The sequence below is a fragment of the Haemophilus parainfluenzae genome, from assembly GCF_003252795.1.
Classification (GTDB): Bacteria; Pseudomonadota; Gammaproteobacteria; order Enterobacterales; family Pasteurellaceae; genus Haemophilus_D; species Haemophilus_D parainfluenzae_K.
The window spans coordinates 109,023-133,979 of sequence record NZ_QEPQ01000001.1; the positions used below are offsets into that span (position 1 = coordinate 109,023).

Annotated in this window: 21 protein-coding genes; 9 read left to right on the forward strand and 12 right to left on the reverse strand. The window is 37.9% G+C overall.

Features of this window, described 5'->3' with window-relative positions:
- Both recD and recB read right to left on the reverse strand, forming a co-directional pair.
- Complete coding sequence (gene recD, locus DPV81_RS00525; RefSeq protein WP_111386121.1) at window positions 1–1,935, reverse strand: exodeoxyribonuclease V subunit alpha; 1,935 nt, start codon at window positions 1,933–1,935, stop codon at window positions 1–3.
- Window positions 1,935–5,603: an exodeoxyribonuclease V subunit beta gene (gene recB, locus DPV81_RS00530; protein WP_111386589.1), complete on the reverse strand. Its 3,669-nt coding sequence runs from the start codon at window positions 5,601–5,603 to the stop codon at window positions 1,935–1,937. The genes recD and recB overlap by 1 nt, the downstream gene beginning before the upstream one ends.
- Before the next feature lie 137 nt (window positions 5,604–5,740).
- On the opposite strand from recB, the gene DPV81_RS00535 reads away from it, so the two are divergent.
- The 4 genes from DPV81_RS00535 to DPV81_RS00550 all read left to right on the forward strand — a co-directional run bounded on the left by DPV81_RS00535 (window position 5,741) and on the right by DPV81_RS00550 (window position 12,765).
- Window positions 5,741–7,288 (forward strand): type I restriction-modification system subunit M, encoded by a 1,548-nt coding sequence (locus tag DPV81_RS00535; protein WP_049368774.1) that lies wholly within the window; start codon window positions 5,741–5,743, stop codon window positions 7,286–7,288.
- 6 nt (window positions 7,289–7,294) lie between these two features.
- Window positions 7,295–8,500, forward strand: coding sequence for a restriction endonuclease subunit S (locus tag DPV81_RS00540; RefSeq protein ID WP_111386123.1), 1,206 nt, complete (start codon window positions 7,295–7,297; stop codon window positions 8,498–8,500).
- Window positions 8,501–8,508: 8 nt separating this feature from the next.
- On the forward strand, window positions 8,509–9,450 hold the full coding sequence (locus DPV81_RS00545) for an Abi family protein (protein WP_049368776.1): 942 nt from the start codon (window positions 8,509–8,511) through the stop codon (window positions 9,448–9,450).
- Window positions 9,451–9,669: 219 nt separating this feature from the next.
- Window positions 9,670–12,765, forward strand: a complete 3,096-nt coding sequence (locus tag DPV81_RS00550; RefSeq protein ID WP_111386125.1) for a type I restriction endonuclease subunit R — start codon at window positions 9,670–9,672, stop codon at window positions 12,763–12,765.
- An 80-nt stretch (window positions 12,766–12,845) separates the two neighbouring features.
- Here DPV81_RS00550 and DPV81_RS00555 read toward each other — a convergent pair whose 3' ends face one another.
- Genes DPV81_RS00555 through DPV81_RS00565 form a run of 3 tightly spaced genes read right to left on the reverse strand, consistent with a single transcriptional unit; the run spans window position 12,846 to window position 15,544 of the window.
- Entirely contained in the window at window positions 12,846–13,202 is a 357-nt protein-coding gene (locus DPV81_RS00555) for a DsrE/DsrF/TusD sulfur relay family protein (protein ID WP_005696059.1), read from the reverse strand.
- A gap of 60 nt (window positions 13,203–13,262) precedes the next feature.
- A complete protein-coding gene (locus tag DPV81_RS00560) occupies window positions 13,263–14,570 on the reverse strand; it encodes an NCS2 family permease (protein ID WP_111386127.1) in 1,308 nt (435 codons plus the stop codon).
- Between the two features lie 20 nt (window positions 14,571–14,590).
- On the reverse strand, window positions 14,591–15,544 hold the full coding sequence (locus DPV81_RS00565) for an oxidoreductase (protein WP_111386129.1): 954 nt from the start codon (window positions 15,542–15,544) through the stop codon (window positions 14,591–14,593).
- Between the two features lie 76 nt (window positions 15,545–15,620).
- Between DPV81_RS00565 and ybaK the strand changes: the two genes are divergently transcribed.
- Entirely contained in the window at window positions 15,621–16,100 is a 480-nt protein-coding gene (ybaK, locus tag DPV81_RS00570; protein ID WP_070775366.1) for a Cys-tRNA(Pro) deacylase, read from the forward strand.
- A 57-nt stretch (window positions 16,101–16,157) separates the two neighbouring features.
- Here the strand turns inward: ybaK and fabA are convergent, their stop codons facing one another.
- Together fabA and DPV81_RS00580 are read right to left on the reverse strand one after the other, a co-directional pair.
- Window positions 16,158–16,691 (reverse strand): bifunctional 3-hydroxydecanoyl-ACP dehydratase/trans-2-decenoyl-ACP isomerase, encoded by a 534-nt coding sequence (gene fabA / locus DPV81_RS00575; protein WP_005698958.1) that lies wholly within the window; start codon window positions 16,689–16,691, stop codon window positions 16,158–16,160.
- A gap of 168 nt (window positions 16,692–16,859) precedes the next feature.
- Window positions 16,860–18,662 (reverse strand): AAA family ATPase, encoded by a 1,803-nt coding sequence (locus DPV81_RS00580; RefSeq protein WP_111386131.1) that lies wholly within the window; start codon window positions 18,660–18,662, stop codon window positions 16,860–16,862.
- Window positions 18,663–18,764: 102 nt separating this feature from the next.
- On the opposite strand from DPV81_RS00580, the gene matP reads away from it, so the two are divergent.
- Complete coding sequence (matP, locus tag DPV81_RS00585; protein WP_005696051.1) at window positions 18,765–19,214, forward strand: macrodomain Ter protein MatP; 450 nt, start codon at window positions 18,765–18,767, stop codon at window positions 19,212–19,214.
- An 81-nt stretch (window positions 19,215–19,295) separates the two neighbouring features.
- Here the strand turns inward: matP and cspD are convergent, their stop codons facing one another.
- The 5 genes from cspD to DPV81_RS00605 form a co-directional block, all read right to left on the reverse strand.
- Window positions 19,296–19,505, reverse strand: a complete 210-nt coding sequence (gene cspD / locus DPV81_RS00590; RefSeq protein ID WP_005696050.1) for a cold shock domain-containing protein CspD — start codon at window positions 19,503–19,505, stop codon at window positions 19,296–19,298.
- A gap of 147 nt (window positions 19,506–19,652) precedes the next feature.
- Entirely contained in the window at window positions 19,653–19,817 is a 165-nt protein-coding gene (locus DPV81_RS09390; RefSeq protein WP_070775368.1) for a YoaH family protein, read from the reverse strand.
- A 12-nt stretch (window positions 19,818–19,829) separates the two neighbouring features.
- Window positions 19,830–20,546: a tRNA pseudouridine(65) synthase TruC gene (gene truC, locus DPV81_RS09395; protein ID WP_049384276.1), complete on the reverse strand. Its 717-nt coding sequence runs from the start codon at window positions 20,544–20,546 to the stop codon at window positions 19,830–19,832.
- Window positions 20,547–20,867, reverse strand: a complete 321-nt coding sequence (locus DPV81_RS09465) for a YqcC family protein (protein ID WP_049384275.1) — start codon at window positions 20,865–20,867, stop codon at window positions 20,547–20,549. It lies immediately after the preceding gene.
- A 70-nt stretch (window positions 20,868–20,937) separates the two neighbouring features.
- Window positions 20,938–21,207 (reverse strand): acylphosphatase, encoded by a 270-nt coding sequence (locus DPV81_RS00605; protein WP_111386133.1) that lies wholly within the window; start codon window positions 21,205–21,207, stop codon window positions 20,938–20,940.
- A gap of 121 nt (window positions 21,208–21,328) precedes the next feature.
- Here DPV81_RS00605 and DPV81_RS00610 point away from each other — a divergent pair, with 121 nt between their 5' ends.
- The 3 genes from DPV81_RS00610 (at window position 21,329) to rsxA (ending at window position 24,916) form a co-directional block, all read left to right on the forward strand.
- Window positions 21,329–21,985, forward strand: a complete 657-nt coding sequence (locus DPV81_RS00610; RefSeq protein WP_111386135.1) for a curli polymerization inhibitor CsgI-related protein — start codon at window positions 21,329–21,331, stop codon at window positions 21,983–21,985.
- Window positions 21,986–22,083: 98 nt separating this feature from the next.
- On the forward strand, window positions 22,084–24,237 hold the full coding sequence (gene yccS / locus DPV81_RS00615) for a YccS family putative transporter (RefSeq protein ID WP_111386137.1): 2,154 nt from the start codon (window positions 22,084–22,086) through the stop codon (window positions 24,235–24,237).
- Window positions 24,238–24,337: 100 nt separating this feature from the next.
- Complete coding sequence (gene rsxA, locus DPV81_RS00620) at window positions 24,338–24,916, forward strand: electron transport complex subunit RsxA (RefSeq protein ID WP_049368787.1); 579 nt, start codon at window positions 24,338–24,340, stop codon at window positions 24,914–24,916.
- Window positions 24,917–24,957: the final 41 nt, after the last annotated feature.

Below are 24,957 nucleotides of genomic sequence, written 5' to 3' on the forward strand. Positions count from 1 at the left end.
TTACTCCTCTTTTTCCTGTAATAACTTTCCTAAACCACTTTGTCTTTTTACCGTATTTCTGACCGCACTTTGCCAGATTTTTTCATTAGCAAATACGTAAAGTTGATTTTTCGCACGGGTAACACCGGTAAATACCAGCTCTCGTGAAAGCACTGGATTGGGTTCTGTTGGTAATACCATGACGGTATGATCAAATTCTGAACCTTGGGATTTATGAATCGTCATCATAAATGCAGGCTCGTGAGCGGGAATACGACTGGTCGAAACTTCTCGATTGCCAAACCATACTTTGCCTTTAGCCAAACACAAGCCAATATCACCGTTATACAATTTCACATTATGATCGTTTTCGGTAATCATAATGGGTTTACCAATATACCAATCGTCCTCTTGACGGAACCAAAGTAATTTTTCTGCACGCAATGCCAAGGCAATTTCACGATTTAAGTCTTCCACACCTAATGCTGAAGCGCGAAGTGCGGTCAAAAAACGAACGGAATTAAAACGGTCTAAAATTGCTTCTGCATAAGTTTTTTCATTGCCCTTTTCATCTATAAATTTTGCATTGAGATCTTTCTTCTGAGCAAAATAAGTTTGAAGTTGCGTTAAATAAACACGGTAATTTTCAACCGCACTTTTCACCACTTGACGAACAGATTCTTTAACGTCTTGCTCTTCATCAAAATGATGAAAATGCAACTCTTGTGGATATTCCGCAAAGGTTGCCACACTCCCCTCGCCTTTTCCTTGTTGAATTTGCTCAGCAAGTTGTTTAATGCCCGAATCATCTCGGAAACGACGACTAAAGGTTAAATGGCAAATGGCATCACGCAGCGGACTATGTTCATCTGAAGTTGGAACGGTATAGCCTGTTGTTGCATGGATATAATCTGCTTGAGCAGGGCTATAATCTAACGTTAAAAACTGTGCAATTTCACCTAATACTGCCCCAGCTTCCACAGAAGCCAATTGAGCTTGGTCACCCAATAAAATCAAACGCGTTTCGGGTTTCAACGCTTGCACGAGTTTCGCCATCATCGGCAAATCAATCATCGAGGTTTCATCCACCACTAGCACATCTATTTGCAGCGGATTATGCGCATGATATTTCACGCTATCGGTAAAAGGTCGAACGCCTAATAAACGATGCAACGTTTCTGCGGTTTTCGGAATGGATGTACGTAACTCATCTGAAATCGGCATTTGCGCCAAAGCATTTTCGATGGATTCCGTTAAACGAACCGCGGCTTTTCCCGTTGGTGCAACCAATTTAATATGAAGTTTTCCACCAAATAATTCCTGTAATACACATAACAAGCGAGTAACAGTCGTGGTTTTCCCTGTTCCCGGTCCACCTGTAATCACAGAAAATGGACTTTTTACCGCCGTTGCGACTGCTACTTTTTGCCAATCAATTTGTGCTTGTTGTTGAGGGAAATAACGATCTAATAATGCCCGAATTTGTTGTGGTCCTACCGATAAAGTGCGGTCATTTTTCAAGGCATTTTTAATATATTGCGCCACGCGGAATTCATCTTGCCAAGCACGATAGAAATAAATCGCCCCAAATTGAAATGCGAGAGGCGCAATCTGATTTTCAGGATCTTGTGTAAGGGCAATATGTCCAGTCAATGCAGACTGCCATTTGGATATAGGAAGCGAACCAATCTTTTCATTGATAAGCGGCAAAAAATCCGTTTCAGTATGACGATAAGCCAAGCCGAATAAATTACGTTCTAAGAAACGATCTAACACACAACAAGTATTGCCTTGCGTATAGCTCCAGTTACAAAGTGCGGCTAATAAAATCGCTAAATTTTGGACGGGTTCGGCATAGCCTTTATCTTTTTGTTTATCCGCAATTAATTGAGCAAAATAATAATCGCCTTGAGTAATTACACCTTGTTCTTGCAAGGATTTTAATAGGCTTAACATTAAAATAATTCCTCTAATTGTTGGATTAATTGCCAATCTGGCTTATCAAAAAAGATGCCCGATTGTGGCGAACCATTCATTCCTCGTAAAAATGCATAGACCACACCACCAAAATCTCGGTTGTAATCGTAGTGAGGCAAACGTGTTTTTAAATAACGATGCAATGCCACCAGATACAACAAGTATTGCCAATCATAATGATGTTCTAACATGGCTTTTTTCAATGCGGCTTGATCGTAATCCTTTAATGTTTCACCCAAGAAATTCGATTTGTAATCAAGCAAATAATATTTACCTTGATGACAGAAAACTAAGTCCATTGTGCCTCGCACCATGCCTTGAATATCATCAAACTGTAACGGTTCTGACGGTAAATGGTGCAAGGCTGCTAACGCTCGGTTAAAACCAGCGACATCAAAATGGCTTGTGATATTGAGATAAAACGCCAACTCTTTTAAGCATTGTTTTTCGTTAATTTGAGCAAGGATAAGATCATTATTTGGCAAAATTGGCGTGCTGAGTATGTGTTCAAACCACTGTTGAACTGCTGCAAATTGCTCTTCCGCAAGATTCAAATCCTGACATAATTTTTCAATGTTTTCTTTCTCAGCCAGTTGAGCAAAAGGCACCTTTTCAAAATAACGATGCAATAAAGTACCGATTTGTGTTCCCCGTGGAAAATCTAGAACCATTTCATCGTTATCATGCTCAAGTGCAGTCAGATTTTCAGTGATATTTTCTATTGAAATTGACGCATCATAATCTTTCGCATCGTCAAAAATGAGCGATTTTTTCACTGCACTTTCATTCAAATAAGCTTTGCGTTGATGTGTTTGTTCAATGCCACTAAAGCTCGTCACTCGCCAATCTTGTTCAATTTCACCTTGGAAAATTTCCGCACTTAAATTTTCTTGAGAAACATTTAAGGTAAGTGGTTCACTGGCTTGTAACACACCGGTTAATTCAATCGTTACATCATTTGGTAAAAGCTGCTTAAATTTTTCCAATAACGGTTGAGTATCCCAAGTATTTGGCAAATCGAGTTTTCGACCAATTTCCCCCTGTGTTAACACATACAATAAAGCATTCCATTTTTTATCAAAGGCTTTCGGTAACACAAAGGCCATTTGGTATTTTGCTCGGGTTAATGCCACATAAAGCAAACGCAATTCTTCCGCAAAAACTTCTTGGGTTAAATCATCCAAGTGTTGATCTTGCATATCCCACAAGGTTTTCTCTTCATCACTGTCGTAATATAAATTAAACAGTTTATTCTTAGCTGGATTTTTCGCCACATTACCTAAAAATGGCAACCAAACCAAATCATATTCCAACCCTTTGGATTTATGGATAGTCACAATCTTCACTAACTGACGTTCGCTTTCTAAACGAATTTGTGCTTCTTGACGACCTTCATCTTGAATTTGCTTTTCAAACCAACGCAATAATGCCGCTTCACTTTCATTTAATGCCGCTGCTTGCTGTAAAATTTCAGCTAAATGTAATAAATCCGTCAGTTTTCGCTCGCCATCAGACCGAGATAAGAGTTTTTCTGTGATATTTTCTGCTAAAAGTAAATGATGCAACATCGGCAATACGCCTTGACGTTGCCAAATTTGTTGATACTCTGCAAATTTTTCAGCCCAACGTTGCCACTGAATTTCATCCTGGTGAATTTGGTGAATTTCAGCTGCATTTAAGCCGAAAAGTGCGGTCGCAATCGCATTTAAAATTGGACGCTCAGTCACACTCAAACACGCTTGCAAAATCAAGGCCAGTTCTTTTGTAGTGTTACTCTCAAAGACATTTCCTCTATCCGAAAGGTAAACCGACGCAATACCGAGTGCTTGCAATTCTTTCTTCACTAGATCCGCTTCGGTATAACCACGCACCAAAACGGCAATATTTTCTGCTCGCAATGTTTGATTTTCCGCTTTGCTTTCATTCGGAAAAACAACCGGATTTTCAGCCGCACTTTTTAACCATTGCTGAATCGATATCGCGCAAGCTTTCGCATAATCTTGCTGGGTGGATTCGTCTTTATCATTAATGTAAAAACGGAAGGCGGGTTCAGGCTGATTATTCAACTGAAAAACAAGATTCTTCTTGGCTGCACCGACATTTAAAAATTCAATATTTTTATAAATAAAAGGCGTATTTTTAAAATCAAATAATCGATTTACTCCTTCTACTAAAGGTTGAGAAGAACGGTAGTTTGTACCTAAGTTAAAACGCTCGCTCGCTTCGTCTGCTGCTTTTAAATAAGTGAAAATATCGGCACCACGGAAGCGATAAATTGCCTGTTTTGGGTCCCCGATCATCATAAAACCAACATTACCAAACGCGGTTTTATTGTGATAAATTTTCGAGAAAATTTGATACTGCAACGCATCCGTATCTTGGAACTCGTCAATCATGGCAAAAGGATATTGAAAACGAATTAATTCTGCTAACTGTTCTCCGCCCTCACCATATAATGCTTCTTTCAATAAGCGTAATAAATCATCAAAGGATTTTTCAGGATGATTCGCTTTGTATTCAAGAAGTTTCTTTTGAATACCTTGACGATAGTGATAAAGAATGATTTTTTTTAATAAATCACTTGATTGATGTTTTTCAACCAGTTCTTCAAGTTCTGCAAAAATCGGTGCATAAAACGGTATAGCCGCTTTTTTATTTTTCGTATTTTTTGTCGGCTTTTCGTATTTTTGCTCAATCGAAGATTGTAGAAAATACTTCCTTAATGTTTCATGAATTTCATAGTCTAGTGGATTATTTGCCCATTCATTAATCTGTTCAATCCATGTTTTAAGACGTTCTTTTTGGTAGCTGCTACGACTGAGAGATTTGAGCTGATCTTCTGGATAATCTTTTGTTATTTCCTCCATGATAATGGAGGAAATTTCATCTACATTTTTTAACCAAAAAACTTTTAGATCTTCAACAGCTTTTAATCGCTCTCCCACACTTTTCTGTAAAAATTCATCAATTGACAACGACAAGCTTTGTTGATTGTCCGTCGCTACCGATACATCTTTGTTTAAATCAGATTCTAAAATGCTTAGCACATCATCAGGCGAACCTAACTCTTTCGAGATAAAATTAGCAATCTCGAAAGGTTGGGAATAAAAATGCTCTCGCCAAAATTCATTTGCAAATTGTTTGAGTAAATCAGACTGATCTTTGAGAAGTTTTAAATTGAAATGCACGCCTGAATTAAAAGCATGTTGCATCAGCATTCGGCGACAAAAACCGTGAATGGTATAAATGGAGGCTAAATCTAAATTTTGTTCGGCCAGCTTTAAGCGACGAAGTGCAGTTGGAATATCCTCTAAATAAGGCAACAATTCCGATAAAAATTGATGTTCTCCAGTAAAAATCGCCTTATCTTTTGTCTCATAATATTCAGAGAAAACCGAAATTGCCGCCGTTAAACGTTCCCGAATTTTACGTTTTAAATCTTCCGTTGCCATTTCAGTAAAGGTTACCACCAAAATTTCTTCCACATTTAATGGTCGAGAAAAACGATTCTCACCTGCCTGCAAAAGTAATCGAAGATAGATAGAACCAATGGTATAGGTTTTCCCAGTACCGGCAGAGGCCTCAATTAAATTGACTTGATTTAAGGGTAACGAAATGGCATTAAGTGCGGTTGATTTTTGGCTCATTTTTTTATTTTTTGGAAACATTAGTGTGTTCTTATTGTAGAGGAATTTCCATAGAAATTCATTTAGTTATTATTTGTTTCCTGTATAATTTTGAACATTTATAACTTAATAATTATACAAAATATTCTGAGGATTTTATGGTAGCAGCAATTCAACAACGCGCAGAACTTCAACGCCGCATTTGGCAAATCGCTAATGATGTACGCGGTTCCGTCGATGGTTGGGATTTTAAACAGTATGTTTTGGGTACACTGTTCTATCGTTTTATCAGCGAAAACTTTGCTAACTATATTGAAGGTGGCGATGATAGCGTTGATTATTCTGCTTTTAATGACGATGATCCTATTATTGCGGCAATCAAAGAAGACACCATCAAAGCAAAAGGCTATTTTATTTACCCAAGCCAATTATTTAAAAATGTCGTCGCAACAGCCAACACTAATCCGAATTTAAATACAGACCTAAAAAGCATTTTTACAGATATCGAAAACTCCGCTACTGGCTACCCTTCCGAACAGGATATCAAAGGCTTGTTTGCTGATTTTGATACCACCAGCAACCGCTTAGGCAATACCGTTGCCGATAAAAACAGCCGTCTAGCCGCCGTATTAAAAGGCGTTGCCGAGTTAGATTTTGGTGACTTTGAAGATAATCATATTGATTTATTCGGCGATGCTTACGAATTTTTAATTTCCAACTATGCCGCCAATGCCGGTAAGTCGGGGGGCGAGTTCTTTACGCCACAATGCGTTTCCAAGCTGATTGCTCGACTGGCTTTATATGGACAAGATAAGGTCAATAAAATTTACGACCCAGCGGCTGGTTCGGGTTCTTTATTATTGCAAGCGAAAAAACCATTTGATGAACACATCATTGAAGAGGGATTCTTCGGGCAGGAAATTAATCACACCACTTACAACCTTGCTCGTATGAATATGTTTTTGCATAACATCAACTACGACAAGTTTGATATCGCCCTTGGCAACACTTTAATGAACCCGCAATTTGGTGATGATAAACCCTTCGATGCTATCGTTTCTAACCCGCCTTACTCCGTGAAATGGATTGGCTCAGACGATCCAACACTAATTAACGATGAACGCTTTGCCCCAGCCGGTGTACTTGCGCCAAAATCCAAAGCGGACTTTGCCTTTATTTTGCATGCGTTAAGTTATCTTTCAGCAAAAGGGCGCGCGGCGATTGTGTCCTTCCCCGGCATTTTTTATCGCGGCGGTGCGGAGCAAAAAATTCGTCAATATTTGGTGGATAATAACTATGTAGAAACGCTAATTGCCTTAGCGCCCAATCTCTTTTTCGGCACCAGTATTGCGGTGAATATTTTGGTACTTTCCAAACATAAACCCGATACCCAAACCCAATTTATTGATGCTAGCGGTTTATTTAAATCCGCCACCAATAACAACATTTTGGAAGAGGAACATATTGAGCAAATTCTCAAATTGTTTGCCGATAAAGAAGATGTGCCACATTTAGCCAAATCCGTGTCCTTTGAAGAAATCGTTAAAAATGACTACAACCTTGCGGTGAGTTCTTATGTAGAACAAAAAGACACTCGAGAAGTAATTAATATTGATGAACTCAACGCGGAAATTCGTAAAACAGTTGCCAATATCGACCGCTTGCGTGCCGAGATTGATAAGATTGTGACGGAGATTGAGGGGTAAAACACCATGAAAAACAACCGCACTTTTTTAGAAAAATTATTAGATGGGGCTGAGGTTGAGTGGAAAACGCTAGACGAAATATTCCATTTAAGAAATGGCTATACCCCATCAAAAGGAGTAAAAGAATATTGGGAAAATGGCTCAATCCCTTGGTTTAGAATGGAAGATATTCGAGAAAATGGACGCGTTTTAAATACAGCATTACAAAAGGTTTCAGAAAGTGCGGTTAAAGGCGGAAAACTTTTTCCCGCAAATTCAATTATTATTGCAACCTCAGCAACTATTGGGGAGCACGCCTTAATCACCATACCATTTCTAGCAAATCAAAGATTTACGGTTTTATCTTTAAAACCTGAATATATTGATAAATTTAATATTTATTTTCTATACCATTATTGTTTTACGCTTGATGATTGGTGTCAGAAAAATACCACTATGTCTAGTTTTGCCTCCGTTGATATGAATGGATTTAGGAAATTTCTAATCCCCATCCCCCCACTCCCCGTCCAAACCGAAATCGTAAAAATTTTGGATGCATTGACAGCGCTTACCAGCGAGCTTACCAGCGAGCTTACACTACGCCGGAAGCAGTATAAATACTATCGGGAAAAATTGTTATCTTTCGATAGTTTAGAACAATTAAATATGGGGGGGGCGAAGAAGAAACTTATTGATGTTGCAATTTATGCAAAAGTACGCATCTTGGCTGATAAGTTGGATAAAGAAAATTACGTAGGTGTAGAAAATTTACTTCAAAATAAACTGGGTAAAACAAGCTCCAATTATGTACCAACTGATGGTGCATTTATTGAGTATCTTCCCAATGATATTTTGATTGGGAATATTCGTCCCTATTTAAGAAAAATTTGGCTATCGGATCGAAAAGGAGGAACAAATGGAGATGTGTTAGTTATACGCTTAACAGACGAAAACATTCTTCCTCGTTATCTTTATCATATATTGGCAAATGAACATTTCTTTGAATACAACATTAAATATTCAAAAGGTGCAAAAATGCCTCGAGGGGATAAATCTGCAATTTTACAATATGAGTTTGACGTACCTCCACTCGAACAACAACAACGTATCGTTTCAATCCTCGATAAATTTGAAACCTTAACCAATTCCATCACCGATGGCTTGCCTTTGGCGATTGAACAAAGCCAAAAGCGGTATGAATATTACAGAGAATTGTTATTAAATTTTGAATAAAAACAACTATGCCAAAAACATTAAAAGAATGGAAAAATTTTGATGAGCAGCTTTCCCGTTTAAAAGAAAGAGGACTTATCATTGATAACGAAACCAAGACCTTAGGTTATTTAAAAACCATTGGATATTATCGCTTAAGTGGCTATCTCTACCCTTTTCGTCAAAGTGATACAGGCAATTCCAAGATAAAATTAGATAATTTTATTGATAACACTCATTTTTCGGATATTAAACAACTTTATCTTTTTGACAAGAAATTACGACAACTTGCGCTTGATGCTCTAGAAAGAATAGAAGTCGCGATGCGTGTGAGTATTGCTTACCGATTAGGTGAATATCATCCTTTAGCACATAAAAAAATTGAATATTTTGACGCTGAATTTAACCATTCCGACTGGCTAGATAAGCTTGAAAAGCTAATTGGCCGAGAAAGAAAGACCAGTTTTGTGAAACATCATTTAGAGCAATATTCAGACTTACCTATTTGGGTATGCTGTGAAATTTGGGATTTTGGCACAATGTCAAAACTTTACAGCGGCATGAATGAAAAAGATAAAGACTATATTGCAAAAATCTATCGCTTAAAAAGTGGAAGACATTTACAAACATATCTTCATGCATTCAACGTTATTCGTAACATTTCTGCTCACCATGGAAGACTGTGGAATCGCGCAATTCCAATTAATGCAACCTTAAAAGGATTAGATGATCCAAAATGGAAAGCGTTGTCTTCTAACCAAGTATTTGTTTATTTTTGCTTGATGAAAAAAATGCTAGATATTATTTGCCCTAATTCAACTTGGGGGGAACGTTTCTTGGCTGTACTTGATGAATTTCCAAAAGTAAAAAATGGGGCAATTTCACTAGAAGATATTGGTGTAAACATTGAGCCAAAAGAATGGAAACTGTGGAAAAAAATGGCCCCTAGCCTTGTGAGTCCAACCACTTGAGTTGGCAAAGCTAGGGGAACTGTTGGTGCGCATAGTATAAAAATACGGATCCGAGGTCAAGTCCTTTAGTTAAAACTAAAGTTTTCTTGATTAATATTTAAACTATAAAATACTACCTGAAAACATATCCAATGAAAATAAGATTATTATTCAATGACTTATAATAACTCAAGTTATTCAGTAATACTGAATAACTGAAAAATATACTAAGGAACCACTATGATCCAATACAAAACCATCGCCGAATCCAACCACTTTATCGTTTTAGATCAATACAAAAAGTTTGTTGAAGAACCCAATGCAGGCTACCAAACAGAAGGAAGTCTTGAACGTGAATTTATCCGTGATTTACAGGCACAGGGCTATGAGTATTTGCAAGGTCTCAATGGTCATGATGCGTTAATTAAAAATTTACGGGCACAATTACAACGCTTAAATAATGTAGTTTTCTCCGATGCGGAATGGCAACGTTTTTTAGAGGAATATTTGGATAAACTGAGCGATAGTCTGATTGAGAAAACCCGTAAAATTCATGATGACTATATTTATGATTTTGTATTTGATGATGGACACATTCAGAATATTTATCTGCTAGATAAGAAAAATCTTGCCAACAATGCCCTGCAAGTCATCAATCAATTTGAGCAAACCGGCAGCTATGACAATCGTTATGATGTGACGATTTTGGTGAATGGCTTACCCCTTGTGCATATTGAACTGAAAAAACGTGGCGTGGCAATTCGTGAAGCCTTTAATCAAATTCATCGCTACAGCAAAGAAAGTTTCAATAAAGAAAATTCTCTCTTTAAATATATTCAGATTTTTGTCATTTCTAATGGCACGGATACTCGCTATTTTGCCAATACCACCAAGCGCGATAAGAATAGCTATGACTTCACAATGAATTGGGCAACGGCGAAAAATACTCTGATTAAAGATTTAAAGGATTTTACAGCGACATTCCTACAAAAACACACTCTGCTTAATGTGTTGGTGAATTACTGCGTGTTTGATGTTTCCGATACCCTATTGATTATGCGCCCGTATCAAATAGCCGCCACCGAGCGTATTTTATGGAAAATTAAAAGTTCATATCAGGCGAAAAATTGGAGCAATAAAGAAAGTGGCGGCTACATTTGGCACACTACAGGCTCAGGCAAAACGCTCACCAGCTTTAAAGCCGCACGCCTTGCAACAGAATTAGACTTTATTGAAAAAGTATTCTTCGTAGTAGATAGAAAAGATTTGGACTATCAAACTATGAAAGAATACCAACGCTTTTCACCGGATAGTGTAAATGGTTCAGAAAGTACGGCTGGGCTAAAACGCAATATCGACAAAGACGACAATAAGATCATTGTTACCACCATTCAAAAACTCAACAACCTGATGAAATCGGAAGATAAATTACCGATTTATGATAAACAGGTTGTTTTTATCTTTGATGAATGCCATCGTTCTCAATTTGGTGAAGCGCAAAAAAATCTAACGAGAAAATTTAAAAAATACTATCAATTTGGTTTTACCGGTACACCGATTTTTCCAACTAACGCATTAGGTGCCGAAACTACTGCGAGCGTTTTTGGCGTTGAACTCCACTCTTACATTATCACCGATGCGATTCGTGATGAAAAAGTGTTGAAATTTAAAGTGGATTACAATGATGTACGGCCACAATTCAAGAGCATTGAAACTGAAAAGAATCTTGAAGAGCTAACAAAACTCGAGAAAAAACAAGCCTTTTTACAACCTAAACGTATTGAGCAAATTGCCCAATATGTTCTAGATAATTTCAAACAAAAGACCCATCGCTTTAATGCGGGTAACAATGGCTTTAATGCGATGTTTGCGGTAAGTAGCGTGGATGCGGCCAAAGCTTATTATCAAACGTTTAAACAGTTACAAAGTGCGGTCAAAAATCCACTTAAAATTGCAACAATCTTTTCGTTTGCTGCGAATGAAGAGCAAGATGCGATTGGCGATATTGTTGATGAAAGTTTTGAAGTGGAAGCGATGAACTCCTCGGCTAAGGAATTTTTAAAATCTGCCATTGATGATTACAACGGCTATTTTGCCACCAATTATGATGTGGATGCGAAATCGTTCCAAAACTACTATCGTGATCTCGCCAAACGCGTCAAAAACAAAGAAGTGGATTTACTGATTGTCGTTGGAATGTTTTTAACTGGTTTTGATGCCCCAACCTTAAACACGTTATTTGTGGATAAAAACTTGCGTTACCATGGTTTGATTCAAGCTTACTCTCGTACAAACCGCATTTACAACAGCACCAAAAGTTTTGGCAATATCGTCACTTTCCGTGATTTGGAACAAGATACCATTGATGCGATTACCCTTTTCGGTAAATCCAATACACGTAATATCGTATTAGAAAAAAGTTACCAAGAATATATGGAAGGCTTTACCGATGCAGGTGAAGCCCGTCGTGGGTATTTAGAGGTTATTGCTGAATTGCAAGAACGCTTCCCTGATCCAGATGAAATTCAAACGGAAAAAGACAAGAAAGACTTTGTAAAATTATTTGGTGAATATTTGCGAGTTGAAAACATTCTACAAAACTATGATGAGTTCGCTGCTTTACAAGCATTTCAATCGCTCGATACCAGCAATACAACAGCTGTTGAAGCCTTTAAAGAAAAATATTATTTAACGGATGAAGCTTTTGCTGAAATGCAACCTATTGATATGCCAAGCGAACGTAGCATTCAAAATTACCGTTCGACTTACAACGATATTCGGGATTGGCTCCGTCGTCAAAAAGATGGCGAGGAAAAAGCAAAATCGACCATTGATTGGGACGATGTAGTGTTTGAAGTAGATTTATTAAAATCTCAAGAAATCAATCTAGATTACATCTTAGAATTGATTTTTGAACACAACAAAAAAATGAAAAATAAAGCTGAGCTGATTGATGAAATTCGAACCACAATCCGAGCGAGCCTAGGTAATCGCGCCAAAGAAAGTTTAATCGTAGATTTTATCAATCAAACGGACTTAGATAGCATAGTCGATAAAGCCGGTATTATTGAATCCTTCTTCCAATTTGCCCAAAAAGAGCAACAGAAAGAAGCTGACGAATTAATTAGCAGTGAAGGGCTGAATATTGATGCCGCGAAGCGTTATATTAACGTATCCTTAAAACGCGGATATGCTAGTGAACAAGGTACGGATTTAAATGATGCCTTACCGAAAATGAGTCCGCTTAATCCGCAATATCTCACGAAAAAACAAAGCATTTTCCAAAAGATCGTTGCCTTTGTTGAGAAGTTTGTTGGGATTGGTGGCGAGGTTTAAAAACTTAAACCAACTATATAGAATTTAAAAGGTGCACTCTATATGATTGCACCTTTTTATTTTGTCAGTTTTATCAGAAATTAGAACGTTAAAACTTTATCCGCCCATAATGTCCATTCTGAGACATCATCTAAAGTACCAAGGGTCACGCCGTCAATTAATTTAGCATCTAATAAACCACGTGCTTTTACGCAGCTGGTGCATAATTTAATTTCAGCACCTTGTGCCGCTAAAATATCGATAAGTTGTTGGATATTGAAACCTTCATTTGGGTTTTGCCCAGCAATACCGCATAAAATCGCATCAGAAAAGCAGAATAATTTAATATTAACATCCTTGCTGTGCTCTTCCTTCATATTGATGGCGAAACGAACAGCGTTGAACGTTTTTTCTCCGCTATATGTGGAATCATTGACAATAAAAAGAATATTTTGCATAACGCACTCCTTGTTGCAATGCTATAAAACGAAGGCGTAATAAATTACGCCTTTATGAAATCAGCCAACCCAAACGAACTTGGCTACAAACAGTAAAGACACTACCCACACAGAGGCATTGACCTCGCGTATTTTACCTGTACAGGCCTTCATGACGCAATAGCTAATAAAACCAAATGCGATACCTTCAGTTATTGAATAGGTAAATGGCATCATCGCAGCGGTGATAAAAGCAGGTGTTGCTTCAGTTAAATCATCCCAGTGTACACGAATAAGGCTGGATGCCATTAAAATCCCTACATAGACTAATGCCCCTGCGGTTGCATAAGCCGGTACGACACTAGCAAGTGGCGAGAAGAAAATGGTAAGTAAGAATAAAACACCGACTGTTACTGCTGTTAAACCTGTTCTACCACCGACAGAAACCCCTGCACCACTTTCGATATAGGTACTGATAGCGGATGTACCAATATAAGACCCTACTACCGCACTCACGCTATCTACATAAAGGGCTTGTTTCATTTTCGGGAAACGACCTTTTTCATCGCTGAAACCTGCTTTATCGGTCACGCCTAACAAGGTGCCTGATGAGTCGAATAGGTTTACTAATAAGAATGAGAAAATGATGCCGAGCAAAGCCGTGTCTAAAGCACCGGCGATATCCACTTTACCCACAACTGCACCTAAGCTTGGTGGCATAGAAACAATGCCATGGAAAGTAACTTGGTCATCAATTAAAAGCGCTAAGCCAGTTACTACCGCGATAGAAATTAAAACCCCAGAGAAAATATTACGTGCCGCTAGCACCACAATAATGAAAAAGCCTAATACACCAAGTAGAATTTTTGGATCATGCAAATTGCCTAATGCCACTAAGGTCGCGGGATTCGCTACAACCAACCCCATATTTTTAAAGCCAATTAATGCAATAAAAAAGCCGATACCTGCACCAATTCCCACGCGCAGTGAAAGCGGAATCGAAGCCATTAACCAATAACGGATTTGGAATAGGGTGAGAACAAATAAACCAATCGAGCCCCAGAAAATGGTACCCATGCCCACTTCCCAAGAATAACCGAGCTTGCCAACGACTACATAAGCAAAGAACGCATTGAGCCCCATAGCGGGCGCAAGGGCGATAGGTAAATTACTGAATAATCCCATCGCAATGGTACCCAGTGCAGCAATTAAACAAGTGGTCACGAAAACAACTTGCTTATCCATTCCTGCATCACCTAATACGGATGGGTTCACAAACACGATATACACCATGGTAAAGAAGGTGGTAATACCAGCAATAATTTCGGTTTTGGTCGTACTGCCCTTTTCTTTAATGGAAAAAAGGCGTTCAAGTAAAGATTGTTGCATTGTCTTCCCCTTAACTTAAATTAATAACCTTGGTGATAAATTGACTCAAGTAATTTCACACCTAACAAGGCAATATTGAAACGTTGCTCATCTGCAACCGTCCAAAATTCGATGCCATTTTCAACCGCACTTTGTTGGCTGATATGTAATTTCACGCTTTCTTCACCATTTTCGTTTTCACCGTTAATCACAGGCGTAATAAGGCTATCGTGTAATTCAATCAATTCGCTTTGTTGTGGCTGGTAATCAAATTCATAATCCGAAAGTGCGGTCACTTTTTGTGCCATTCCGTAGAAGACAGGCACTTGAATTTGATGGAAAATTACATTGTCTAACTGTGGAAAAATTTTTTGTAATTGCAGATTTAAATTAGCCGCTTGTTGTGGAAACACATCAAAGGCAAAACGGGGTTCACCTTCTTCTAATGGCATACCATTCAGTAAACGAGCGGTTTGTCCAGCAAGTTTATTCACGGTCTCACCATCTGTATAAGAAGCCGGTAAAAGTGACGTTGCAAAGACTTGAGTTAAATTTGTTTGTTGAATAATTGGTAATAGAGATAAGGCTAATTGACTCACTTGCGGATCGGGTAAACTCGCAATGTTACGTTGTCTTAATTCAGTCAGATTTTCTTCATTGATTGTAGGAACTACGACGGGTACATCAGACAATGCAGAGCAAATCCCTTTTAAATCAATCACCAAACAGCCACTTTCTGCAGCTTGAGCTAATAGAGGCGCTTGGTCAATTTGGCCTGCGAAGAAAAGATAATTAACGCTGTCCCACTCAATCTCATCAGTGGCTAATTGAGCAACGGCTTTATTGCGAAAACGCACCGCTTGCTCTTCTTCAAAAGGATAAATTTCTACGATAGAAATTTTGCCTACATCTAGCTCACTTTGTTCAAGTGCTTCGGCAATTTTTTCACATAGATCAAATTCTGCTGCAATAGCAATATTTAGGCTTGCGTCCATTTTTCTCTCCGCTGTAAAATGTTCTGAACCGATTCATTCTACAGAAAAAAGACGCATAAATACATAAGGAAATCAGATGACACCAGCAATTGATTTACTAAAGAAAAATAAAATTCCTTTTACTCTCCATACTTACGATCATGACCCTAACAATACGCATTTTGGCGATGAAGCTGCTGAAAAACTTGGACTTGATCCGCACCAATCCTTTAAAACACTTTTAGTCGCCGAAAATGGTGATCAGAAAAAATTGGCGTGTTTTGTGCTTTCCACGGCAAATATGTTGAGTTTAAAGAAAGCCGCAAAATCAATTGGTGTGAAAAAAGTTGAAATGGCCGATAAAGATGCCGCACAAAAAAGTACGGGATATTTAGTCGGTGGCATTAGCCCATTAGGTCAAAAAAAACGGGTAAAAACAGTGATAAACTCGACCGCACTTGAGTTTGATACGATTTTTGTTTCAGGCGGGAAACGTGGATTAAGCGTTGAATTATCCCCACAGGATTTAGCCAAATTACTGAATGCTGAATTTGTCGATATTATTGACGAAGAATAGAAAAAGAAAAGCCCGATTAACTCGGGCTATTTTTATATGATGTTGTGTTTATTTGAATTAGAAGCTTGATGTATCTTGGAATAAACCAACTTTTAAATCAGTTGCGGTGTAGATAACGCGACCATCTACTTCCACTTCACCGTCAGCCATTCCCATTACTAATTTGCGATTAATTACGCGTTTCATATTGATGCGATAAACCACTTTTTTCGCGGTTGGTAAGATTTGTCCAGTAAATTTCACTTCACCTACGCCTAATGCACGGCCTTTACCTTTACCGCCTACCCAGCCAAGGAAGAAACCCACTAATTGCCACATCGCATCTAAACCTAAGCAGCCTGGCATGACTGGGTCACCGATAAAGTGGCAACCGAAAAACGGTAAATCTGGATGAATATCTAATTCCGCTTCAATATACCCTTTACCAAACGCACCGCCGTCTTCGGTCATTTTTACAATGCGATCCATCATCAACATGGTTGGTGCTGGAAGTTGCGGGCCTTCTTTACCAAATAATTCACCACGACCAGAAGCTAATAAATCTTCATAAGTGTAGCTGCTTTTGATGTTGGGTGTACAGGTGTTTTCCATTCTTTATTTCCTTGTATATATAGTTTTGCTTGGTTACAAACAATAAGTGTAGATTCTATGGGGATTTATAAGAAATGTAAACAGCGAACACTTGTTAGCTCAACTTGTCGGATCAGTCAGTAAAATTCACATAAAAGAAAAGCGAACCCAAGGTTCGCTTTAAAGGAATTAAGATTTAAAGAAATCTAACCAGTTTTTTTTCGGCGTTTCCGAACGAAAAGCAATTCGATTTTGAATTAAACGTGCAATAGGTTCTTTGCCTTTGGCATATTCTTCTTTCTCTTCTAATAAATCGCGGTCAAATAGAATCTTGGCTGTTTGATAAATATCTTCGACTTGATAAATAAAGAACTGTTCATTTTTCACAGCTTCAACCACTTCATCAGATAAGCTTAGTTGTTGAATTGTTGTCGCGGGAATAACCACCCCTTGTTTACCCGTCAAACCACGACGTTGGCAAATAGTGAAAAAGCCTTCAATTTTGTCATTCACGCCGCCTACTGCATGCACCAAACCAAATTGGTCAATGGTACCGGTAATCGCAATATTTTGTGGCAACGGCAAATCAGATAACGCGCTGACCAATACGGAGAAAATAGCTAGAGACGCACTATCACCATCAATTTCACCATAAGATTGCTCAAACACTAAAGAAGCTGAAAATGGTAACTGTGATGGCAATTCTAAGATACTTGCTAAGCACGCTTCAGAAATCATCATGCCTTTTCCGTGAAGGTTACCCGCTAATTCGTTTTTACGCTCCACATCCACGACTTCACCATCACCAAACTGCACTAAGCAACTGATACGAGAAGGTTCACCGAAACAAACCGGAGTGCCTGGATATTCAATCACAGACAAGCCATTAATCTGCCCAACAATTTCACCGTTGGTTTCCACATAAATTTGCTCGTTGAGAATATCTGCATAAGTGCGTTCACGTAAAAAACCATGCTGTTCGTTCTTTTGTTTAAAAGCTTGCTCAAAATCAACCGCACTTAAGGTTTGTTTTTGTGACAACGTCGCGGCATTAAGCAACATTTCTGTTATTTTTAATGGGGAAATGTTAATTAAAAAGCGGTCTTCACTCTCACGAACCAATAACTGATAAAGTTTATTTAATGCGGTTAAATCTAAATCAAGCTCATATTTTGAGGCTAATGCCAACACATAATTAGCCCAATTTTCTTGTGCTTTCGGTTGTGCAACAGAATAATAGCTTTCAATTTCCGCGTAATCCGCCAAGCTGTAAAGATCTTCTTCTAACTCACCTAAGGTCGCAATTTCAGTACGATTGCCTAAAATCACCACTTTTAAATTAAGTTGATAACTTGGAATATCACAAGGCAAGGTTTTAAATGGATGAGCTGAATACCAATCAAAAGTTTGCGTTTGTAAAATATGTTTTAAGCGTTGCCATAAATCAAATTGGCTTAGCATCGTTGCTGCGCTTAAAATCAACACACCACCATTGGCTTGATGCACTAAACCTGGTGTAAGCAAAATATCTTGCGAACTTGGATGAACACGTACACTACCAAAAAGACTAAATTGATCGGCATGTAATGCCTTCAGAACATCACCTTGTGCGGCAAAATTATCAGCAGGTGATTGAGCGGGCTCAGTATAAATACGAGGGAAAGAAAAAGAATCTCCTTGTTCAACCACATAATTTACCCCAAAAACTGACCGCTCTTTTGGCTGTTCTTTTCGAATAAGTTCTGCCAATAAATCTGCATATTCTGCTTGATCATCGGCTTTTAAAATCAACAAAGAACGACGAGGTTGTTTTAAGAATAAAGAAATCGCTTTTGTGGCATGTTTTTGTAATGACCAAAAATCAGCCTTTTCAGCTGAAAGTTCAGTAATCGATAATTCTGGTTGTAAGGCTTGCCAATTTAAGGCTTGTTCCGAAGATGTTGAAGTCACGACATATCTCGCTTTAATTAAATTGGCGGTATTATCGCACACTTCACACTGAGTGAAAATCCGTTATAAAAATCTACTGGAAAATTTTGTTTAAAGCGCGTATATTTATGAGGTTACCACGTCACTAAAAAGCATAATAAAACGATGAAATATCAAAAATTAGAAAACCAAGAAGCAAACTGGAAATGGATTTATCTCATTCGCAAACATCGCGAAGGGGAAAAAATTACCCGTTACGAAGAAAAAAGCTTAGAAGAAAGCAAAGTTCAAGAATTAATAGAATGTCAGAATTATCCTGAAAAAATCGAGGAATGGATTAAAAATCACCTTTCTCTTGATTTACCTATTAAGCTTGATCAGGCTATTCGTGCAAGACGTAAACGCTTTTTTAATGCAGAAAAACAATCAACGAAGAAAAAATCTATTGATTTAGAATATGGCGTTTGGCTTCGTTTGTCTAAATATTCAAGAAAAATGAAAATGACACTTTCTGAAACCATCACTTATATGATTGATGAACGTGAAAGCAAAGCATTATATGAAAGCCAAATGACAGCAATGAAAGCCGGTTTGAAAAACTTACTCAATAAATAAGATGAAAAAAAAGCCAAGGCCGAAACCTTGGCTTTTGATTATGCTAAATAGAGAAGATTTTGAAACGTTTTAGCGTTTCGCTTATTCCGCAATCGGAATTATTTTTGTGGCGTGAGATCCTTTGTCGCCGTGAATCACTTCAAATTGCACGCGTTGTCCCGCTTTCAATGAACGGTAACCATCCATTTCAATTGCTGAATAATGTGCAAAGATGTCTGTATCCACGCCTTCTGCAGAAATAAATCCAAATCCTTTTGCGTTATTAAACCATTTTACTACACCAATTTCCATAGTAGACCTCTATAGGCTTCGCCCTTAATACTTAAAAACAATAAGACTCATGCCTTATCACCTCAATTGGAAATATATTCAAACATTTTATTTTTTTATGCAACAAGGAAACTTTAAAAATGATACATTGATCACAAAAATTTTTATTTATTCACTGTCAGAAGCCTCTTTCTCACCTTTTTGATGAATTTCACGCAATGCTTTTGCCACAATTTGAATGGCCTCACCGCTGCTCATTCCTTGTGCCATTAATTCCTGAATTTGCTCTACTGCTTTTTGTTGCTGTTCGTGGGTTAAATTAATATCTAACATTATTTCTTCTCGTTAAATAGACCAATTAAATAATTCCATCACTTTCATCCATTGTTCATCTAAATTAGCTTTAATTTCTATTTTTATTGAATGAATAGGATGTTCAAAAATAAGTGTATCTGCGTGTAAAAATAAACGCTGGCAGCCTGAATGTTCCGTCAATGCACGATTTTGATGTAAATCCCCATATTGTGTATCCCCTAAAATAGGATGAAAGATATGTTTCATGTGACGTCGTAACTGATGTTTCCTGCCTGTTTGAGGAATTAACTTCACTAAAGAGTATCTTGTTGTTTGATAACGCCCTACTGCATAAGGCATTTCCACAATATTTAAGCTCTCATAATCCGTTACCGCCTCTTGAGGGGCTTTATCTTCCTGGGCAAACTTATCTGCAATCTTATCTAATTGGATTTTAAGAGGATAATCAATCTGTCCTTTACCTTGCAAATACCCTCGCACAATCGCCAAATAAGATTTTTGCACCGTTTTCTGTTCAAATTGCTGACACATTAAATTCGCTATTTCACTATTTAAAGCAAACAGCAAAACACCTGATGTGGGGCGATCTAATCGATGAATAGGAAAAACATGCTGCCCGATTTGATCGCGCAAGGTTTGCATCACAAATTGCGTTTCATGAGTATCAAGCCAGCTACGATGTACCAACATACCTGCAGGCTTATTAACGGCGACAAGATATTCGTCTTGGTATAAGATTTCTAACATTTATTGATTTTGTAATAAGGCTTCTAATTCACGTAACGGCGTTAATAATTCAACTAAAAAATCTTCTTCTGCTTCTTTAAACACTTCCTCTAAATAAGGCGACACCGCAATTTTTGAGGGTAACTCAGCGCCACTTTCAAGTAAGGCAAACATTCTTGGAATAAAAATCCATTGCAACCATTCTTCTGGTGACATGGTATCAATAGCAAAAGGCTCTTCACTTAAAAAAGCATCTTGTGAAGGAGGAACGGCTTGCCATAAATCAAGTTTTTGCATAGCAAGTTGTAATTGTTGAAGATGAAGTTTTGTTTGATTACGCATGATTTTTCCTATCTATAAATAAGCGGCGTATTCTACGAGCATCAATTCACACTGTAAAGTGCGGTCAGTTTTAACGATGAATAATCGAAAAGTCAGAATACCGTTTATCTTCAATATTATCGACTAATACCCGTTCAACAGTTGCAGTTCTTGGCCCGACTTTTAACCAATCATAAAAGTGTTGTAGTTGCTCATCGTTACCTTCCGCAACGATTTCGACACTTCCGTCTGTACAATTTCTTATCGTGCCTTTAATACCAATTTTCTCTGCTTCTTTCCACGTAAAATAGCGAAACCCGACACCTTGAACTCGACCATATACGACAAATCGTTTTGCCATGATTTGCTCCTTTGTTACAAAAACTTTTTAAAAATTAACCGCACTTTCCTATTCCCATTTTTTAAAATTTAGCATAGCATTACAACCATCTAATTTCATTCAAAAAATAAAAGGAGTAATTATGAAATTATGTAAGTTTGCTTTAGGTGTTGTTGCCCTTGCAGTCAGTGCGAGCAGCTTAGCCGGCATGGTCACCACCTCATCAAACCTTGAGTTTCTTGCTATCAACGGCCAAAAAGCCAGCAAATCTCTTCTAAAAGAAAAAAAATCATTCAATGCTGAAGCTGACCAAACACAACAGGTTGTGGTACGTTTAGGTGAGATCGTCGGTACAGGTTCTAGCCAAGGGCTTTTTGAGTCTAACCCTGTTATTGTGACCTTCAAAGGTACGGCTGATGATGTTGTCGTATCTGCAGAAAAAATTCGTTCGCAAGAAGATGGTGAAAAATTTAATGCGCAACCACAAATTACCGTTAAAACAAAATCAGGTAATGTGATTGATGCTAAAGTGGATACCTTAAAACAAGAAGGTTTATTCCCATCAGCAAATATTGTTAACGACCTCGCTGAGTATAATGCATCTAATGCACCCGCAGCGGTTTCAGCTTTAGCAGCACCAGCAGTAGGTATGATGCCTGCAGCATCAGGAAAAGTAGCAAAAGGTAAAGTCGTTGTACAAGGTGAAAACGTTGCTGAACAACAATTACAATACTGGTTCCAACAAGCAGATAAAGAAACCCAAACTCGTTTCTTAAACTGGGCAAAAAAACAAAAATAATCGTTTTTTTAACCGCACTTTGATAAAGAAGTGAGCCTCCCCGCTCACTTTTTTATCATCCATTTTTTAGTCATAAAATAATAAGCAAGGATATCAACATGAATCAATGGCTTAATGCAAAAGTAATCGCTTCAATACCTATTTTTATTGCAGTGAATATCGCAGCGTTCGGCGTCTGGTTTTTTGATATTTCTACGCAATCTATGCCCTTAATTTTAGGGATTATTGCAGGCGGTTTAGTGGATTTAGATAACCGTCTAACTGGGCGATTAAAAAATATTTTTTACACATTAATTGCCTTTTCTATTTCAACCTTTATCGTTCAACTCAATATTGGTAAACCCATTCAATACATATTGCTGATGACCATCATCACCTTTTTATTTACGATGGTTGGCGCCGTGGGTGAACGTTATCGCACCATTGCATTTGGTACGCTGGTGGTAGCCATTTATACCACCCTCACTTATACACCGGATAATTCTGCAAGCTGGTTTATCAATCCAGTGATGATTTTATTAGGCACTTTGCTCTACAGTATTGTGACTATCATTGTTTATCTCTTTTTCCCAAACCGTCCAGTACAAGAAAGCGTGGCAAAAGCGTTTTGTGCCTTAGGTAATTATCTAGATGCAAAATCAGAATTTTTTGATCCTGATGAGATTGATGAAATCGAGAAAAAACACCTTAATTTTGCGATGAAAAATACCAATGTGGTGGAGGCTTTCAACCAAGCTAGAACCGCACTTTTCTATCGTATTCGTGGGCAACATCGCCATGCTCGTACACAACGCATGATTCGCTATTATTTTGCTGCGCAAGACATTCATGAGCGTGCAAATTCGACACATTTTGATTATCGACAAATTGCGGAACAACTCAAAAATACAGATTTAATTTTCCGTATTCAGCGCTTGCTCGAATTACAAGCGCAAGCCTGTCACGATATTACAGCTTGCCTGCGTCAAAATACGCCTTATCACTATAATATTCGCGTAGAAAAAGCGTTAATGGGTACAATTCAATCCCTTGAGCTTTATAGCAAAGAACATACCAATCAAAACAATGTTTTGCTAGCCCTTCAAACACTTATTGATAATCTGCAAAGCATTAACTGGCAGCTACGTCAGCTCGAGCAAGAAACCAGTGAAAATGAGCAAACTGCACAGATCCATACCGAACAAATTACGGGCTTAAAAAATATTCTTTCTGTTATTGGAAGTAATTTCACTTTTGAATCACCACTTTTCCGCCATGCTGTACGTTTGTCTATCGTGGTGTTTTTGTGTTGTGCAATTGTTGAATTTTTCCAATTTAATTTGGGTTACTGGATTTTGCTTACTGCGGTCTTTGTGTGTCAACCAAACTATTCTGCAACCAAAGTGCGGTTACGCCAGCGTATTATTGGTACGATTTTAGGGGTAATTATTGGTTCCTTATTGCCATATCTCAACCCAACATTAGAGATGAAACTTGGCTTAATGGTGGTGACCAGTACGCTCTTTTTCTTCTTCCGCAGTAATAATTACAGTTTCTCCACGTTCTTTATTACCTTACAAGTATTGATCAGTTTCGATGTAATGGGATTTGACACACAATCAGCGCTCTTCCCTCGTCTCATTGATACCGTATTAGGTTCTGCCATTGCATGGTTTGCCGTTTCTTATTTATGGCCGGATTGGAAATATCTCCAACTTGATAAAGTGAGCCGTCAAGCGATTCAAAGTGATGCACAATATTTCTTACACATTATTAGCCAACTACAATTTGGTAAAAGCGATAATTTAAAATACCGTATTGCACGCCGTAACGCTCATCAATATGCGGCAGCATTAAGTACCACGCTTTCCAATATGAATAATGAGCCGAAGAAATATCAGGCCTATTTGCAGGAAGGTTTTGACTTGTTAAAAATGAATTATTCCCTATTGAGCTACATTTCTGCTTTAGGGGCATATCGCAATAAAATGGCGCAATTACAACAAACTACCGAGTTTTTGTCAGACTTTTATCCTGTTGCGAAAAAGGTTTTATATGCACTGGAAAATATCGAAAAACTTCGTCCTGAAATTTTTGAAAAGCTCCAAAATAGTATTGAACAAAGCCTTAAAAAAATTCAGTGGGATGAAACCCAAGCCAAAAACAATTCGGTCTTTGCGTTGCCATACCAGCAACTTAACTTGATTTCTCAATTGCTACCTCAGCTATATCGCTATTTCCAACATAGCCAGGTAGAACCAATGATCAAATAAAAACAAAGGAAAAACTGACCGCACTAACCCAAATTTTTTATTGTTCTCAAGGAGATAAATAGCGATAATACGCCACCTATGTAAAATAAATTTAGACGCAATGACACATTATATTCTACTTGTTATCAGTACTGCATTAATCAATAACTTCGTTTTGATCAAATTCTTAGGACTTTGTCCATTTATGGGCGTATCCAAAAAGATTGAAACGGCGATTGGTATGGGGCTTGCTACGACATTCGTATTAACTGTAGCATCACTGTGTTCTTATTTAGTCGATAATTATATTTTAATGCCGCTAAACGCCACATTTTTGCGTACGTTAGTCTTCATTTTAGTGATTGCCGTTGTGGTTCAATTTACCGAAATGGTGATCAATAAAACAAGCCCATCACTTTATCGATTATTAGGGATTTTCTTACCACTGATTACCACAAACTGCGCGGTACTCGGTGTAGCATTATTAAACGTCAATTTGACACACAATTTAACTGAATCCGTCATTTATGGTTTTGGCGCCTCTTTAGGTTTTGCGCTAGTTTTAGTTTTATTTGCAGCATTGCGCGAACGCCTTGTTGCCGCAGATGTTCCTATTACGTTTCGTGGCTCGTCTATCGCATTAATTACGGCCGGTTTGATGTCTCTTGCCTTTATGGGCTTCACTGGATTAGTGAAATGATTTATCTCTTAATGTTTATTACTGTAACAGTGATTTTTCTC

Excerpts from the sequence above, each read along its gene's own strand:
- cspD (WP_005696050.1), bottom strand. The coding sequence starts at position 19,505 with ATGGAAATTGGTGTAGTAAAATGGTTTAATAACGCAAAAGGATTTGGA.
- DPV81_RS00565 (WP_111386129.1), bottom strand. The coding sequence starts at position 15,544 with ATGGACGCAAGCCTAAATATTGCTATTGCAGCAGAATTTGATCTATGT.
- DPV81_RS00610 (WP_111386135.1), top strand. The coding sequence starts at position 21,329 with ATGAAATTATGTAAGTTTGCTTTAGGTGTTGTTGCCCTTGCAGTCAGT.
- recB (WP_111386589.1), bottom strand. The coding sequence starts at position 5,603 with ATGAGCCAAAAATCAACCGCACTTAATGCCATTTCGTTACCCTTAAAT.
- DPV81_RS00535 (WP_049368774.1), top strand. The coding sequence starts at position 5,741 with ATGGTAGCAGCAATTCAACAACGCGCAGAACTTCAACGCCGCATTTGG.
- DPV81_RS00605 (WP_111386133.1), bottom strand. The coding sequence starts at position 21,207 with ATGGCAAAACGATTTGTCGTATATGGTCGAGTTCAAGGTGTCGGGTTT.
- ybaK (WP_070775366.1), top strand. The coding sequence starts at position 15,621 with ATGACACCAGCAATTGATTTACTAAAGAAAAATAAAATTCCTTTTACT.
- rsxA (WP_049368787.1), top strand. The coding sequence starts at position 24,338 with ATGACACATTATATTCTACTTGTTATCAGTACTGCATTAATCAATAAC.
- fabA (WP_005698958.1), bottom strand. The coding sequence starts at position 16,691 with ATGGAAAACACCTGTACACCCAACATCAAAAGCAGCTACACTTATGAA.
- recD (WP_111386121.1), bottom strand. The coding sequence starts at position 1,935 with ATGTTAAGCCTATTAAAATCCTTGCAAGAACAAGGTGTAATTACTCAA.
- truC (WP_049384276.1), bottom strand. The coding sequence starts at position 20,546 with ATGTTAGAAATCTTATACCAAGACGAATATCTTGTCGCCGTTAATAAG.
- yccS (WP_111386137.1), top strand. The coding sequence starts at position 22,084 with ATGAATCAATGGCTTAATGCAAAAGTAATCGCTTCAATACCTATTTTT.
- matP (WP_005696051.1), top strand. The coding sequence starts at position 18,765 with ATGAAATATCAAAAATTAGAAAACCAAGAAGCAAACTGGAAATGGATT.
- DPV81_RS00550 (WP_111386125.1), top strand. The coding sequence starts at position 9,670 with ATGATCCAATACAAAACCATCGCCGAATCCAACCACTTTATCGTTTTA.
- DPV81_RS00555 (WP_005696059.1), bottom strand. The coding sequence starts at position 13,202 with ATGCAAAATATTCTTTTTATTGTCAATGATTCCACATATAGCGGAGAA.
- DPV81_RS00545 (WP_049368776.1), top strand. The coding sequence starts at position 8,509 with ATGCCAAAAACATTAAAAGAATGGAAAAATTTTGATGAGCAGCTTTCC.
- DPV81_RS00560 (WP_111386127.1), bottom strand. The coding sequence starts at position 14,570 with ATGCAACAATCTTTACTTGAACGCCTTTTTTCCATTAAAGAAAAGGGC.
- DPV81_RS00540 (WP_111386123.1), top strand. The coding sequence starts at position 7,295 with ATGAAAAACAACCGCACTTTTTTAGAAAAATTATTAGATGGGGCTGAG.
- DPV81_RS09465 (WP_049384275.1), bottom strand. The coding sequence starts at position 20,867 with ATGCGTAATCAAACAAAACTTCATCTTCAACAATTACAACTTGCTATG.
- DPV81_RS09390 (WP_070775368.1), bottom strand. The coding sequence starts at position 19,817 with ATGTTAGATATTAATTTAACCCACGAACAGCAACAAAAAGCAGTAGAG.